The sequence below is a fragment of the Bacteroidia bacterium genome, assembly GCA_016218155.1.
GTDB lineage: Bacteria > Bacteroidota > Bacteroidia > Bacteroidales > GWA2-32-17 > GWA2-32-17.
Genome location: JACREQ010000059.1, coordinates 23,870 through 41,166, shown reverse-complemented (window position 1 = coordinate 41,166; position 17,297 = coordinate 23,870). Strand labels below are relative to the sequence as shown.

The window sequence follows — 17,297 nt, the reverse complement described above, 5'->3', positions numbered from 1 at the left end:
CCCCGACGTATCGATCCACCATCTACATTATGAATATAAAAAAAGCAGTCAGGTCGAAAGACCGTGACTGCATTTTTTGACTAGACCCTTAGATCCACCGAGGCGAACACTCAAGGGGACAAAACTTTGGTTCCTACTTAACCACTATAACTTTTTTAAACTGTGAACCTTGTTTTGTATCTATTTTAACAATGTACAGACCACCTGAAAGATTATCGGTAAAAATTCGGGTTTGATTACCAGTAAATTGCTCCTGTTTTAAAAATACGCCTTCGGCAGTATATATTTTTAGTGTTTTCAAATCGTTATTGTTTTCAAGTTTTATGTCAAAATAAATGCTTGCAGGGTTCGGGAAAAGACTTATTTCTTCTTTATAGTTATTTTCTTTTACCCCCTGACCAAATGTACCACAAGGTGACATTTGATTAATAAAACCATCACGTATAACATCAATCCGCTGCTTCATAACCTCAACACCAGCTAAAGGACTTGGATTAACATAATCCCTACCAAAAACAAAGGCTAAATCAAGTTGATCAATATCGCCAGGTAGCATGGTGTAAGGACCTGCAGATGCAACTCCTCTGTAATCTTTTAAAGAATTTCCTTGAATTGACCATCCCGGTTGAGCAACTCCTCCAGTTCCCCAAGCACATGAATCTGTAGTTGGGCTACCAGGAAAAGCAAAATTTGCTGGAATCGCTGTTTGCGAGGTATCGTACCCAGTTCCACCATAAGTCATTTTTGTACCCTGTTTCCAAAAACCACTCAAAAATCTATAATATTCAATAGCTGTAGATGGGTCACTTAAAGTACTACCATCATTTTGAAAATACATAAATCTACTCATTCCTAAACGTTCGTTATCAATTATTCCATCATTAAAATTTAAACCATTAATACTTTCGTCGCAACCATTTACAATACCAGAACTACCATAATCACTCAAATCTGAATCCATATAAGGACCTCCTAAAAACGTACATGAAAGTGCAGGGGGATTAGTTCCGTAGGTTGCACCTAGACCAGCTCCATCGTTAGCATCACCGTTAAAACCATAAAAACTACCTCTTTTAACATCACACTCAACATAGTCATCATATGCATCACCAACATCGATATCGGTCCAATATCCAACAAAGGTTGAATCGTAACTATTTGTTGATCTATTTAAGATTTCATAATTTATAAAAATTGTGTTCCAAAAAGCAGAATCGGAATTACAATCAAAACCATAAGCCATTGCATGAACTTCTAGTCCTAATTTATTTCCGCCATCTGTTTCAGTGTGGGTAGCCATGCTATCATTAAAAATGAAATAAACAGCCTGATCGCCTTTAATTCTTGGATAATCTCCTGTTTGTGGACTATAAATTCCATCATTGTTTTGATCATAAAAAGGAGCTATAATATTCGCAGACCCACATGTACTACAGTTTCCGGGCCATTGGGCAATTACCTCTGGAATAATATAACCTGGATCAGACCAATGAGCAATATGATATTCTATTTCCTGTTTTGAAACTTTCCATGTTCTATTCCATTTCTCCTGCTCGTTTAAATAACTTATAGAATCCATAATTGGTCCCGGGAAAAAATCGTCTCCATCGCTATATCTCTGACCCGCAACATGAATCTGTCCTGCATTATCACGCGCACCTATCCATACTGCACTAGCATAGTTTGCATGCTTTCCACTACCTATTGGAACTTCAAAAGATGCCATTCTTGTGTTTTTATCCCAAAAAAGCGATCCTTCATTATATATTTTAGCTTTTATGTTATTGATTGAAATATAATCAGAATTCGGATATCCGCCCCCAATTGTTGTTTTATGTATTACACCAGCACTTCCAACCGAATAGCCAATATTATTATCCACAAAAAATATATCGTTTACCAAGTGTCCGGGAACATCTTGCTCTATCCAACTTAATCCTCCATCATTTGTTTTATAAAAAGGAGCATAGCCTGTTAATGTATCAGTAAAAAACAAAGCACCTGCCCCATATGTAGTTGATTGACCAACATTTGTTGTAATCACAGTCCAGCTTGCTCCAGCATTAATTGTTTTTAATAATACATGATAACCACCAATATATCCAATATTGTTAAATATAAAAATTGAATTAAGTACTTGAGTGGTTCCAGAATTTTCAGTTGTCCACGTAGCACCTCCATTAACTGTTTTTAATAAAGTCCCTGAAGCACCAACGGCATAACCAGATTGATTATTAATAAAATTAACAGCTAATAATTTATTTATTGTTCCACTAACTTGCTGGTTCCACGTGGCACCTCCATCAATAGTATTTAAAATTACACCCGACCATCCCACAGCAAATCCTGTTTGTAAATCAGTAAAATATACAGAAACTAAGCTAGAGGTGACCCCAGAAGATTGTATATTCCATGTTATTCCTCCATCAACTGTTTTTAATATTTTTCCTGCACCTCCAACAGCAAAGCCAGTGTTGGGATTAATAAAAAAAACAGAATACAAACTAGAAGTTGTTCCGCTAATTTGTTGACTCCAATTCATTCCACCATTAGTTGTTTTTAATATTGTACCTAAACCCCCAACCGCATAACCCGTTTGAGAATCTGTAAAATAAACGGCATTTAAATTATTGGTGGTTCCGCTTTTAAGTTGATTCCAGGCATATGTATTTATAAAAACACCTAAAATCAAAACCGCTGTTGTAAAAATTATTTTTTTCATAGCTTGTTAAATTAGTTTATACCAAAATTATAGGGTTGGTTAACAAAAATCAATAATGAACTTCCCTACTGTAAATAACAACATACAAAACGTGGGTTTGAGTCTCCCAACGGGGAAATTGAGAATAAAAAAGCAGTCAGGTCGAAAGACCATGACTGCATAAAGTTAGATTGCGGGTCATGCCCGCAATGACGAGTATCTGAATTAATTTACTGTTTTGGTCGACTCCATTCCGCCATCTAAATTTAAGCAAAAAATATAAACAATGTAGTCCGGCTAAAAGTCAGTAGATACAATTTACTCGAATTAGACTCTTCGTTACACTCAGAGTGACAAAAAAATTGATGACGGATTATTTCTCAGTTTTGCCAATTAAGCAGGTAATTGGAAAATGATCGCTTAAATCTTCTTTTCCTATTTTAAAATCGTAGGCTTTGTATTTTGGGCTATGAAAAATATAATCAATTCTTAGTAAAGGAATTTTTCCATTATATGTGCTACCTATGCCACTTCCGGATTCTATATAAGCGTCGCTAAGACCAGATCTTATTGTGTTATAGGAATACGAAACCGGAGTGTCGTTAAAGTCACCACAAACGATTACAGGGTATTTACAAGCGGCTATATGAGCAGCAACAGAATCTGCCTGAGCAGCTCTTTTTGAATAAGCATGTTTAATCCGTTTAATAATATTCTTAGTATCTCTTACCTCAACACTATCAACCTTAAAATCAATTTTATCAATAAATTCGTAGTCTTCTTTACCAAATCTTATACTTTCAAGATGATTGTTATAAATTCTTACAGTATCTTCAAGCATAATGATATCGGTATATATTGTCATGTTTGAAGTGCCGGGAAAAATAATTTCGCCCTTATTAATTATTGGGAATTTTGTTAAAGTAGCTATACCAAAACAATAATTATTTCTGTTAATTACAGGAAATGAAGCATGTACATTTTTGGCTTTTAAGAATTTTACTAAAGTATCTGAAGTAGAAAATTTTCCGTCTTTCTGATAATAATATTCCTGAAAACAAATAATTGCAGGATCTTCTTTTTTTAAGAAATTAAATATTTTATTTTTATTGTGCTCATTGTTTTTCCAGTTATATAAATCAAACAACCTAACGTTAAACGACATTATTTTAACAGTTCCCTTTTCCGGGGTATCATCATTAAAAAAGCCGGGATGATAATAACCAGAAAATACATAAGTTGCATAAAGTATAAAAGGCAGGAATATAAAAAGATGTTTTTTATAACCTCTTAACAATATAAAGAAAAAGAAAATTGCTGATACAGTAAAAATATAAGGAAAAGCTAAGCCTGTAAAAGCCGGTATCCAAAAACTATGAGGATTAATAAATGGTGAAACTAATGAAACAACTAAAAGAAAAAGAATAGAATATGCTGCTATTAAAAAAGAATTTTTAATAAGTAATCTAAAAATTGATTTGTGTTTTTCTTCTTTCAATTAGGTTTGCTTGAGTTAAACAATATCTCCTTTTCTTTCTTAGATAAACTCTCATATCCCGACTTAGAAATCTTATCGAGAACAGCATCTATTTCTTTTTGTTTTCTGGCTTTCTCGTAGTTATACTCTTTATCATCCATTTCCTTAGCTTTACTATAAGTAGCTTTCATTTTAGGCTTACGTTTTAAAGAAAAACTAATGCCGGAGAATAAATTTGAAAACCAGGATAATAAATCCTTACCTCTTTTAAACTGCATTGCATATAAAAAGCCGAAGAAAGCACCACCCAAATGAGCAATATGCCCACCACTATTTTCACCTGCAATACTTAAAAAATCGACAACAATTGAGAATAGTGCTATGTATTTTAATTTTACATCACCAATAAACATTAAATTAACCTTGTGATCGGGAATATAAAATGAGACTGCAACAACTACTGCTATTACAGATGCTGAAGCACCCAATGCATATGATTTAGAAATTATAGGTGCAAAAACAGGAAATAAATTAAACGCTGCAATATAGAATATTGCTCCAAACAGTCCACCGATAATATACAAAGCTGTTAATTTTTTTGCTCCGATATAAGCTACAAATAGCTTCCCAAACCAAAAAAACCATAGCATATTAAACAATATATGAAGGAAGTCCTCATGCAAAAACATGTAAGTAATAACAGACCAAGGGTGATATAATAATGCGTCAAGATCAGCGGGCAGAGAAAGATAATTAACTGGATAATAAACACCCGAATCTCTTACCTGAATAAGAAACAATATAACCCTGAATATACTAACAAACACATAAACAGCAATATTCAGATACAGTATCTTTTCGAAACTGTTTGACTGCTTTAATTTGTTTATGGCAACATTATAAAAACTCATAGCTAATTAAACTTCTTTTTAAACCGATTATTTTGCCAGTACTTAATTAAAATAAACCCAAATAACATTCCACCTAAATGCGCAAAATGAGCAACATTATCGCCTGCCTGATTTGAAATACCGCTATATAATTCAAATGCACCATATAGTAAAACAAAATATTTTGCCTTAAGAGGAAAAAAGAAATACAGATAAATCATTGTATTAGGGAACAACATTCCAAATGCTAACAATATTCCGAATACAGCACCCGATGCACCAACAGTTGGAATATTCATTCTCATTTCAAGCTGACTATTAATAAAACCAGTTGTTTCATTCAAATATCTTGGATCATTTAAATTTTGAGTCCAGTTATAAACAAAGTCAGCAATCGCACCTTTAAATTCAGGAAAATAATCAACAACCAGTTTTGTAAAAGCCTCGGGAGAAGGAGCATTCTGAAAAGCAATAATTCCCGATTGCATATCGCCCATTCTATACCAGCTAACCAATAAATGAAGTCCTGCTGCACCCAAACCTGTAACTAAGTAAAACAACACAAATCGTTTTGTACCCCAAAAATTTTCTATTGCTGCTCCAAACATCCACAATGCAAACATATTTGAAAACAAATGCATAAAACTACCATGCATAAACAAATGCGTAATCAACTGATATGGCTGAAACAATGTTGATTCTGGATAATGTAAACCTAGGTAATCTGTTATATCCATTCCGAATTTCGCATCAATTATCATAGTACCTAAAAAGAACAATACATTGATGATTAGAATGTTTTTAACTGCCGGGGGCATTAACCTAAAACCTATGGGTGAATATTGATTCATTTTTTATTTTAATCGTTTTTCTATTTCGTCAGAATTAATAATTGTGAATATTGTTTTTCCGGATGGCGAGTAGTTTGGATTTGTACTTCTGAAAAGCATATCAATAATATGGCTCATTTCTTCCCATGATAAATTTTTGCCATACGGAACTGCTCCTGAGTCAACTAATGCTGTTATTATTTTTGACTCGTTTACATTCTCGGGTAATTTTTCAAGATTTTGATAAACCCCCAGAAAATGTTCAATAACTTTTTCTATATTATTTGTTTGCATTCCGGCAGGAATGCCGCGAATAACAAAACTATTTTTTCCAAATTCATCAATATCAAAGCCAAGCTGGATTAACTCTCCTAACAATTCACGCAATAATTCTGCATCCTGAACATTTAAATCAAGTTTTGTCGGGAATACAAGGTTTTGAGTTACAATTTTACCCGAAGAAAGTGCCTGACTGAATTCGTCAAATAAAATTCGCTGATGTGCACGGTGTTGATCAATTACCATTAAGCCTGATTTTACCTGACTTAATATATATTTACCCTTAAAATGAAAACACTGCCTGCGAACATCTTCCTTTATAATAGACTCTTCTTTATTCTCGTCAGGAAAAAGTTTTTCATTTTCTGCACTTTGTTCTACAACTTTATATAAATCCTGCCAACCTTTACTATCTGAAGATTTGCTTTGAAATTTAAAACTTGAAGAGTCGGATTTATCTGCAGCAAAAGGATTAAATGTAGGATCAATCTGAATTTCGGGTTCTACAAACTCTTGCCCCTTACGAATTGGAGGAATGTCAAATAATGGCTCATTATCAAAATCCAGTGAAGGAATCATATTTGATTTTCCAAGCGTTTGTCTAACTGCAGCAGCCAGGATTTGAGATACAGCCCTTTCGTCCTCAAACTTAATTTCAGTTTTGGTAGGATGAATATTTACATCGATAAACTTAGGATCTGTTTTAAAATAAACAAAATAGGAAGGGGTCGAATCGGGTGGCAAAAGGTTTTGATATGAATTTACAAGAGTTCTGTATAAAAATGGATGCCTCATATACCTCTGGTTTACAAAGAAATATTGCAACCCTCCTTTTTTCCTTGCACATTCTGGCTTTCCAATAAATCCTTCAATTGTTGCAATTGAAGTCTCGACCTGAATTGTAAGTAATTCGTTGGAAAGATTTTTACCAAAGAGATTTATTATACGTTGTTTTAAAAGTGACTGTGGAAGATTATATACTTCTGAATCGTTATGAATAAGTGTAAGGGCAACTTCAGGATGCGCTAATGCAACGCGATGTATTTCGTCTAAAATATGGCGAAACTCAACTGAATCGGCCTTTAAAAATCTGCGGCGTGCTGGAACATTATAAAATAAATTCTTTACTGAAAAAATACTTCCAACCTGACATGAAACACCCTCCTGTATCTCAAAATCAGACCCGTTAATTCTTATTAAAGTTCCTATTTCATCTTCGGAACGACGCGTACGAAGTTCAACCTGTGCGATGGCAGCAATTGATGCAAGCGCCTCTCCACGAAAACCAAAAGTGTTAATGTCAAATAAATCATCTGCTTTTCTGATTTTTGATGTTGCGTGACGTTCAAAAGCAATTCGTGCATCTGTATCACTCATACCAGAGCCGTTATCAATTACCTGAACTAAAGTTTTTCCGGCATCTTTAACAACAACTTTAATCTGACCAGCACCAGAATCGATAGCATTTTCAACAAGTTCCTTTATAACAGAGGCTGGTCGTTGAATTACCTCACCAGCTGCTATTTGGTTTGCAACAGAATCGGGCAATATTTGAATAATATCAGACATTATTCTTAATTAAAATCTGTTTTTTAGTTTTTTACAAAGGTAATATTTACCTCCTCGTCTGCAAAACATTTAATATACCTTAACGGTTATGTTAATCAGCTTAAAACAAAGAACTGTCAAGAATTTGTATTAAACTTTATAATACACACCTAAACGATCAAGAATATTTTCGTTTTGCTCTCTTAGTTTTTCAGTTATATCAGAATATTGAATCAACAATCTGTTTGACTCTGCTATCTGGAATATTGTTAAATGTCTGTTGCCATCTACCCAATGATACTCTTTATTTAATTCATTTTCTGCAAGATAATCCGCTTCCCCATATTTTTTTATAAAAAGATCCAGCAAATTATTGTTTTGATTTAAAGTATCAATTTGAATCTCTTTTAATTTGTTATTATCAAAAAAACAATAAACTCTTCCAATATTAGAATAATCATGATATTTCATTTTGTAAGATGCTCCTAATACTCCATTTAACGAGCTTACATCTTCAATAATATTTTCATTTTTTAGTTTTGAAAAGTTCTTTTCAACTTCAGTCAAATTCATTCCAAATGCCAGATTAAAAAACAATAAATTGTTTTTAGCACCAGAATAAAATTCTCTTTTTTCGAGCCTGTTTATTACTTCTTCTTTATTTTCAGTGGTTTCAGAATAATTATAGCCTGTAAATTCTATTGGAATATTTATAACACAGGAATATATAATAGCAACCCAAACAACAATAAAAATAATTTTTTTCATATGGTTAAATTTTAATGCCTAATTCATAATCTAAGTTTTAGTATACAAAATTACTAAATAATCAACCACACTAAACTTTTAAAGATCATTTTAACAACGATTTAACTAAATTTAATAAAGATAAACATTCATAGATTTTTGTAAAATTCATTTGCAAATCAAAAAAAAAGATAAATTTGTAATATGAAATATATTCTATTTGCCTTATTAGCACTTTCTACAAGCGTATTTGCGCAAAATACAATTACAACAAATTCGCCTGTTCAGACTTCATTTTGTGCAGGCGGAAATATTGTGGTTCAATACACATCAACAGGAACTTATGCCTTAGGATGCACTTTTACAGCAGAATTATCAGATGCAATGGGGAATTTTTCTAATCCGGTTGTAGTTGGATCGATGCCATTTAATACCGGAATAATTGCTGGCACCATACCATCAAACACTTCATTTGGATTTAATTACAGAGTTCGTGTAGTTGCAAGCAATCCTTATACAGTTGGATCAGTTAGTCCATTACCTCCATTAATTATTACAAGTACTGCGGTTTCTGCTTCAATAGTTGCAAACCCATCATCGGAAATTTGCCAGGGCGACACAGTTTCATTATGGGTTACTTATAACGAATCATATTTTTGGTCAACTGGCGAAACTACCCAAACAATTAATGTTACCGAAGGTGGAACATATACTGTTACTGTTACAAATTATTTAACAGGTTGTGAGGTCACATCAAATCCAATTGACGTTACGGTTCATCCAAAACCAATAGTAAATTTTGGATCAGACATAGAGCTTTGTGACGGTCAGAATACATCGCTCAATGCAGGTTCGGGATATACCAACTATAACTGGAATAACGGGTACACTAATCAAATTCTTACTGTTAACAATACAGGAAATTATTCGGTAATTGTTACTGATGGTTTTGGTTGCAAAGGTGGAGATACAATTCAGATAATGGTTCATCCAAATCCAACTTTAGACCTTGGTGCTGATACTATTTTCTGCGGAAACTCGCTTTTACTTTCAGCCGGAGCTGGATTAAGTTCATATAACTGGAACAATGGACTTTCATTTAATCCAACATTTAATGTAGAAACATCGGGCATTTACTCTGTTTCAATTACTGATGCAAATAACTGCACAAATGCCGATACAATTTCAGTAGCATTACATCCTCTTCCTGTAATAAATCTTGGAAATGATTTATCTGCTTGCGGAAACAGTATAGTACTTAATGCAGGTAATGGATATTCATCATATAACTGGAATAACGGCTTGAGTATAAATCAGTATTTACCGGTGCACACTACAGGATCGTATTCGGTAAATGTAACCGACCAGTATGGCTGCAATGCAAAAGATACTATAATTGTTACAATTAATACTTTACCAGATGTAAATCTTGGCTTAGATATTCAACTTGCGATTAATAATTCATTAATTCTTGATGCCGGATCGGGTTATTTATCTTATCAATGGAACACTGGTGATGCAACGCAAACCATTCAAGTTAATGGATGGGATTATCCTTTAGGTCCAATTTCATTTACAGTTTCTGTGATTGATACCAATGGCTGTTTTAATACCGACCAGATAACTGTTACAATTGTCCAATCACAAGGTATTGATGAAGTTTCATTGCAAAGTTTTGAAATTTTTCCTTTGCCTTTTAACGATATTTTAAATGTAGTATTTAACCAGGATTTATCTCAGTCAAAACCAATACTTACCGACATGCTTGGAAGAAATTTCTTTCCTGAATTTACTATTGATAAATCAAAAATGAAGATTAGCCGTGGAAATCTTTCAAAAGGTTATTACATGCTTTTGATAAATAATGGTAATGAGGTTTTTGTAGCAGGCAAAATTTTTATTGACTAAAAAACATCTGTTCATTTCTTAAATTTTATTAAAAAAACAATTAATTCTATCTTATAACTATTGTTATATTTGGCTTTGAGATAAAGGTTAGAATTATTTTGTATTTTTGCAGTCTACTTATAGAAATCATTTTTATATGCTTTTTAACAGTTATAAATAATTTATTACTATGAAAAATAAAACTTCTCTTACTAAAATTGGTGTTTTTTATGACGGAAACTACTTTCTTCATATTAGCAACTATTATAATTACAATCACTCTAAAAAAAGCAGAATAAGTATTTCTGGTTTACATAATTTCATTAGAAATAAAATCTCTGAGGACGAAGATACAAACTATGGATTATGTCAGATAGTTGACGCACACTATTTTCGTGGTCGATTAAGCGCACAAGAAGCAAGTCAGAAAGGTAATTTACTTTATTACGATAGAGTTTTTGATGATATTTTAATGTCGGAAGGTGTTGTTACTCACTATTTACCTGTACGTACATTTTTTGGAACAAAAAACGAAAAGGGCATTGATCTTTGGTTAGCTCTTGAAGCATTTGAACTCGCTTTTTACAAACAGTTTGATGTAATTGTTTTAATTGCTTCTGATGGGGATTATGTTCCTTTAGTTCGCAAATTAAATACACTAGGAACTAGGGTAATGGTTTTAAGTTGGGATTTTGAATTTCTAAATGATGAGGGCCAGAAAGTAATTACCCGTACTTCACAGGATTTATTAAATGAAGTATCGTACCCTATTGCTATGCACGAATTAATTGATGAAGGTTTGGCTGAAGAAGATGAAAATATTGTAAAACTTTTTGTACAACAAGCAGCTCCAAAACCTGTTCAACAAAATGAAACAGAACTAAGTGGTGATAGACTAATAGGACATATTTTAAGTCTTAAAAACGGTTTTGGATTTATAAAATATCCTCCGAATAATCTTTTCTTTCACTACGGTAACTTAGTTGATACAGATTTTAACGATCTGAAAGAGGGTGAGCCCGTAGAATTTACAATGGGATATAATGATAAGGGTGATGCTGTTGCTAAAGAGGTTCGATTAACCGTACAGGAAATTAACGGAAATATTCTGGAAGAATAGAAAAGTAAATCTAGCTGGCGTTTTATAAACCCGTTAAGTTTGGAATACTTATTACAATTGATTAACGCATTTAAAACTTACCTCAACATCGTCAATATAAAACGGTTTTGAATGGTCGTTCCAAAAATATAGTTTAAAGAATAAGGTATTTCTGGTAGAATCTTGTGGAATATAAATTCTGTTGGTATAAGCAATTCTGTTCCATTCATTACTGTTTCTTAATTCGCTTCTCAGTGATTTTCCAAGCCATACTAATGATTTAGCATTTGGTACTTCTAACGACATTACCATTTGACCTTCTGAACTATCAGTTAAAAATATTGCTGTGGATAATGTTACATCAACCCAATATGTAGAATCTGAAATCAACATATTTAAAGGACAAACTAACGTTGAGGAATATCCTTGCCCCGGTATGCTATTAGAGCGTAATCCGGTAAAATATTTTTCTCTTATTAAAGATAATGGATTTATTTCCCATGCCGAAAGTGTATCATATTCAAAACCATTTTCAAATTTAATTTCCTTACCTTTTACCAATAAATATTCATGTTTTGGCACTTCATATAATCTCATATTAATAGTTGAATCTACCTTTACAAAAGCGGTATCCCTGAAGTCTTTCAAGAATAATGGCAGTCGTTCGGGAATCATTTCAGAAATCCATGTAGTATAGTCGTTTATTAGTATATATACTTTCTCGTTGTTAAATTTAAAATTCTGAGCATCAAAATAGCTTATAAATCTTGTGTTTGTTGTATCAAATTCCAAATAATAAGGAGAAATTCGTGTTAAAACAGGATCAGAAATTACTATATTTTTTTCTTTATTATTCTGAAAACGGGCTTTAAGTAAAACACCAATATCATTAAATTTCATGCTTCTGTTTGTAAACATTACAATTACTGGCTGAACAAATAATAACAATATAAATAATACTATTAAAGCTTGTCGTAATTTTGCAGGAATAAATACCGGCAGAAATGAACGTACTGCAATTATTGCGGTTAATGGAATCAGCACATACAAAGCATCATTAAAACCATTAATAATTGAAATAAACAAGAAAAATAAAGAAGTAAACAACAAAGCAAATCTAATTTCGCGTAACTGAAAAAACTTTAGAACAAAAGGTGCTGCAGCAATTGCTAAAAGTGGTGAAACAAATAAATAATGACGAACATCAAGGCACATTGGCACATAGGCCGAAAAACTTGTGGTCATAAAGTTACCAGATATTAAAGCAACTGTTGCAATTGCAATAAAATACGATTCCTGACAAGGCATTCTAAGCCATTCTCTAAATCTTACGGAGAGAATTGACGGAATAATAAAAATAAAACCGGTTATCATAATTTGCTTTATAAACTCGAACCATAACTTATATGATATTCGCTCTAATAAATCGCCTAACGGGAGTAAATCGTAACGACATGGATTTATATAACTATTTTGAGAAATTGCCTCAAAACGTATCCAGGGGTTTCCTGTTTTCATATTTAACAACAAGAAATAACCAATTAGAAAAACAGCACCGGTAATTACTGAATAAATCCAGAACTTAATATTACGTTTTTGCCATATGTCAGAAACAAAAACAAATAACAAAACCGGAATAATTAAAAAGACCGTTTCTTTTGAAATAAATGCAAAAAGTAAAAATCCCGAAAAGATTATTGCATGAAGTATTGTATATTTTCCTAATTTTTCGAATCTGTAATGCCATATTGTTGCAAAAGCACCTAGAATACCTAATGCCACATATGAATCGGGCATTATTTTATCAGAATAAAACAAAGTCCACTGATTTAAAACAAACAATGACATGGCAATAACAGATACCATTTTAGACATTTTTCTTGTAATCCAGAATATTATTGCCAAAGACAGCACTGTAATAAACATTGATGGTATAGCAGAAGCAAAATCACTCATTCCAAACAACATATACGAAAGTCCCGTAAATCCAATAATCGTCCACCGATATGTAAAATGATTCAATGTTAAATCAAAATTTCCGTCTGCCCATTGCTTTGCTAAACGTGCATACTCCATATCATCCCAACCGTAGTGGCCAACGTAGCCAAAGAAATGATTGAAAAATATAACAATTATCAATAATAAAAAGACCGATAATTTAATACTGTAATTTTTCATTTTTTAAATAATGTATTCTGCCTATTATTTATCTTTTATATTCAACAAATATTCAGCAATTTTCAAATCTATTTCGGTAGTAATTTTGATGTTGCTTTTTTCACCAACTACTAGATTTATTTTAAAACCAGCTTTTTCGATTACAGATGCGTCATCGGTAAACTCAACAGAAAAGGGTAATTCGTATGCTTTCTTTAAAATTTCAGTTTTAAAAACCTGAGGAGTTTGAATAAGTTTTATATTATTTCTGTTTAGCTGTTTATTCCCATCTTTAAAAATTTCACGAACTGTTTCATTTACTTCAACACATGGAATTGCATTGTCATTTTTTAGTGCTTCCTTAAAACAGAGTTCAATAAGTTCTTTACTTACCAAAGGACGCACTCCATCATGCACAGCCACAATGCCTTCTGAACTTATTGAGGCAAGTCCGTTCTTAACCGACTGATATCTGGTTTCACCACCTGCTACAATTTCGTGTTTCACGTGAAATTGATATTTTTCACATAAACTTTCCCATGTAGAGAAATGTTCTGTGGGCAAAACAAGGATTATATTAATGTATGGATCGTATGCGTAATATTTTGTTATAGTGTGCATTAAAACAGGTATTCCTTGTAAATTTAAAAATTGCTTAGGAGTAGATGCACCCATTCTTAAGCCGATACCGCCCGCAACAATAATAACAAATTTATTATTCATTTTATTTATTAATGCAACCTTGTTGTTTTGCTTTAATTTCTAACCATTGAAGGTTATCAAATTTTAATCGTTTGTAAGTATTTGATTCAATATCTTTAATTGTACCAAACCAATCACCAAGATAATCATCTCCAGATAAATCATCTCTGTCGTATACACCTATTTTAAATTCTTCATTGTTAGAAAAATGGTACAAATAAATAGTGTCTTTATCGCTATAACCGGTTGCATAAGTAGCCTCTTTTGACCTCCAATAGGGAAAAGTAAAATCACTCTCGCCATATGCGGGATAAAATATTTCCCAATAAATATCTGGATAACCCTCTCTAAATGAAAAATCCATTCCTCTTGGAGAAAATTTATCATCATTACGCAATTCAAGACCATTGCCATAAATAGTTGTAAGATAAATCTCGGGAACTTTAATTTTAAAGTTTACTTTTCCGCTTATATCATTATTATCAACTTCCAGTTCAGTTGTTTCTTTAGTCTCCTTATCATAATGAGAGCCATAAAATTTAGTTATAAATAATTCCCCGTCAATCTTATGATTTCCTGCTTTTAACATGTGAAATACTGCCATAGAAAATTTAACCTCATCATGATACGTAGGATAAATTAATTGCTTTTTAAATGGAATAATTAAAACACTTGTATCAGAAGCAGAATCATAAAAACCACGATAACCTAATACATTTCTGTTAAGTGTTATAGGTTTACCATCACATAATAATCTCAGATAAAATCTGGTTTCTGTAAGAGTATCACCATAAAAACTATCAACCGGAAAACTAAAGTTTTTTGGAAGCTTATAATCTATTGTTATGGTTAATATATTATCATATTCATTAACTTTCAGTCTTACGTTTTTAGTACTAAAAGTACTTGTAGTTCCAAATATTTCTGTACTTATTTGTTTTTCATCGAGTTTGCGATCCCATTCGCCAACACAACCGGTGAAAAATAATCCCATAACAATAATTACAATTATATTTCGCATTTTAAAAAAGAGTTTGATCCATATTGGGTAATTTCATTCCTAAATGTTTATATGCAAATTCGGTAACTTCCCTACCACGTGGCGTACGTTTTAAAAATCCTTCCTGAATTAAAAATGGTTCGTAAACCTCTTCAATAGTACCTGCATCCTCGCCCACCGAAGTTGAAATTGTATTTAAGCCAACCGGTCCACCTTTAAATTTATTGATTATTGTTAGCAGAATTTTATTGTCCATCTGATCTAACCCATATTTATCAATATTTAAAGCATCAAGAGCATATTGTGCAATTTTTAAATCAATATTTCCATCACCTTTTACCTGGGCAAAATCTCTTACTCTTCTTAACAAAGCATTTGCTATACGTGGGGTACCTCTGCTTCTGCGAGCAATTTCATATGATGCATTTGCGTCTATTGTTACCTGAAGAATAGAGGCCGATCTGTTAATTATTTTATCAAGAATTTCGGCACTATAATATTCAAGGTGCATTCTAATTCCGAATCTTTCGCGCAATGGGCTTGTTAATAAACCCGAACGTGTTGTTGCACCAATTAAAGTAAAAGGATTTAAAGTTATTTGAATTGATCTGGCGCTTGGTCCTTTATCCAGCATAATATCAATTCTGTAATCTTCCATTGCCGAATAAAGATATTCTTCAACAACCGGGCTCAATCGATGAATTTCGTCGATAAAGAGAACATCGCCAGCTTCTAAGTTAGTAAGTAATCCGGCCAAATCACCTGGCTTATCTAATACTGGACCCGAAGTAACTTTTAAGTTAGCTCCAAGTTCATTTGCAATAATATTTGCTAAAGTAGTTTTACCTAATCCCGGAGGTCCGTGAAGCAAAACATGATCAAGAGATTCGCTTCGCATTTTTGCAGCCTGAACAAATATCTGTAGATTTTCAACTACCTTTTCCTGTCCGAAAAAAAACTCGAATTCATTAGGTCTGAGCTTGCGTTCGACTTCTTTATCGTTTTCGCCTGTGTTTTCTTCTCTTATATCGAATTCGCTCATTATAATAAACCATTAAACTATTTTCAAAAGTATTAAATTTTTACCAATTGTCAATTTTAGAAAAAATAGATTCCGGAACAAGTCCGGAATGATGATTTGGAGAGTGGGACTGGTGTAATGTTAACAAAGTTTACTAAGGAGTAATATGCCCTTAAGTCCGGAATGACGAAAAAGAGAGGGAATTGCCACACTCCCTATGGTCGCTCGCAATGACGTAAATAAGTTAATAAATTAGTGTCAAAAAATAATCTATAATTTCTTTATTAGCGTTTTTCAGTGTTAATCAGCGTCTATTTCTTCTTTTTAGGAAAAACAGATCTGTAAATTTCGCCAAGAAAGACTTTAAACTTTACAACATAAATTGGTGTATTAAAATTTTCCTGAATAGCCGGATTATCTTTTAACATAAGCTGATAGCCAAATCCAGCTCCTATACCAACCCATTTTATTATTTTATACTGACCAGAAACACTTGCTTCATAATTAACAATCATGCTCCAGTTATTTCTGAATTTAAATTTATCAAAACGATATTCATAATGTGTATTTCCAATTCCAATTTGAAGCGGAATACTAAATTCCCATCGCTTATTTCTAAAAAAAACATATTCTATAAAATAACTCATATAACTCATTTTAAGGTTTGATGTTAAAACAGTATCAACACCACCTTCGTTATAATAAACAGGTTTAGTTAATGTAGAATTTAGTAAATTATACCCACCACCTACTTTAAATTTATCGTTAAACTCGGCACCTATTTTTATTGCAATAATTTTAGATGGAGTAGTGGCTGTAAACGAATATCGGTTATCTAACCTTATTGAGAGTTTTGGCTTAAATTTTATTGCCTCAGAAATTGAATCAACTAACTGTGCTTCAGTATTAATTTTGAAAAATAAAATAAAAATTGATAGAAATAATAATACTCTCACCGC

The 17,297-nt window shown here is 32.5% G+C and carries 13 protein-coding genes; 2 read left to right on the top strand and 11 right to left on the bottom strand.

Annotated elements, in window-relative coordinates:
* Positions 1-133 precede the first annotated feature (133 nt).
* The 6 genes from HY951_11005 to HY951_10980 form a co-directional block, all read right to left on the bottom strand.
* Entirely contained in the window at positions 134-2,722 is a 2,589-nt protein-coding gene (locus HY951_11005; protein ID MBI5540578.1) for a T9SS type A sorting domain-containing protein, read from the bottom strand.
* 352 nt (positions 2,723-3,074) lie between these two features.
* Positions 3,075-4,199, bottom strand: coding sequence for an endonuclease/exonuclease/phosphatase family protein (locus tag HY951_11000; protein MBI5540577.1), 1,125 nt, complete (start codon positions 4,197-4,199; stop codon positions 3,075-3,077).
* Positions 4,196-5,089: a rhomboid family intramembrane serine protease gene (locus tag HY951_10995; GenBank protein MBI5540576.1), complete on the bottom strand. Its 894-nt coding sequence runs from the start codon at positions 5,087-5,089 to the stop codon at positions 4,196-4,198. Before HY951_10995 ends, HY951_11000 begins: the two co-directional genes overlap by 4 nt.
* 2 nt (positions 5,090-5,091) lie before the next feature.
* On the bottom strand, positions 5,092-5,919 hold the full coding sequence (locus HY951_10990) for a rhomboid family intramembrane serine protease (protein MBI5540575.1): 828 nt from the start codon (positions 5,917-5,919) through the stop codon (positions 5,092-5,094).
* 3 nt (positions 5,920-5,922) lie between these two features.
* Entirely contained in the window at positions 5,923-7,746 is a 1,824-nt protein-coding gene (mutL, locus tag HY951_10985; protein ID MBI5540574.1) for a DNA mismatch repair endonuclease MutL, read from the bottom strand.
* A 129-nt stretch (positions 7,747-7,875) separates the two neighbouring features.
* Positions 7,876-8,493: a hypothetical protein gene (locus HY951_10980; GenBank protein ID MBI5540573.1), complete on the bottom strand. Its 618-nt coding sequence runs from the start codon at positions 8,491-8,493 to the stop codon at positions 7,876-7,878.
* A gap of 183 nt (positions 8,494-8,676) precedes the next feature.
* Here HY951_10980 and HY951_10975 point away from each other — a divergent pair, with 183 nt between their 5' ends.
* Complete coding sequence (locus tag HY951_10975; GenBank protein ID MBI5540572.1) at positions 8,677-10,380, top strand: hypothetical protein; 1,704 nt, start codon at positions 8,677-8,679, stop codon at positions 10,378-10,380.
* 169 nt (positions 10,381-10,549) lie between these two features.
* Positions 10,550-11,479, top strand: a complete 930-nt coding sequence (locus HY951_10970) for an NYN domain-containing protein (GenBank protein ID MBI5540571.1) — start codon at positions 10,550-10,552, stop codon at positions 11,477-11,479.
* 51 nt (positions 11,480-11,530) lie between these two features.
* Here the strand turns inward: HY951_10970 and HY951_10965 are convergent, their stop codons facing one another.
* The 5 genes from HY951_10965 to HY951_10945 form a co-directional block, all read right to left on the bottom strand.
* The gene (locus HY951_10965) at positions 11,531-13,636 is read right to left on the bottom strand and encodes a hypothetical protein (GenBank protein ID MBI5540570.1); all 2,106 of its coding nucleotides are present in this window, start codon (positions 13,634-13,636) and stop codon (positions 11,531-11,533) included.
* 24 nt (positions 13,637-13,660) lie between these two features.
* Complete coding sequence (locus HY951_10960; protein MBI5540569.1) at positions 13,661-14,338, bottom strand: 2-C-methyl-D-erythritol 4-phosphate cytidylyltransferase; 678 nt, start codon at positions 14,336-14,338, stop codon at positions 13,661-13,663.
* A gap of 1 nt (position 14,339) precedes the next feature.
* Positions 14,340-15,338, bottom strand: a complete 999-nt coding sequence (locus HY951_10955; GenBank protein ID MBI5540568.1) for a hypothetical protein — start codon at positions 15,336-15,338, stop codon at positions 14,340-14,342.
* Position 15,339: 1 nt separating this feature from the next.
* The gene (gene ruvB / locus HY951_10950) at positions 15,340-16,365 is read right to left on the bottom strand and encodes a Holliday junction branch migration DNA helicase RuvB (GenBank protein ID MBI5540567.1); all 1,026 of its coding nucleotides are present in this window, start codon (positions 16,363-16,365) and stop codon (positions 15,340-15,342) included.
* A gap of 284 nt (positions 16,366-16,649) precedes the next feature.
* Positions 16,650-17,294 (bottom strand): hypothetical protein, encoded by a 645-nt coding sequence (locus tag HY951_10945; GenBank protein ID MBI5540566.1) that lies wholly within the window; start codon positions 17,292-17,294, stop codon positions 16,650-16,652.
* Positions 17,295-17,297: the final 3 nt, after the last annotated feature.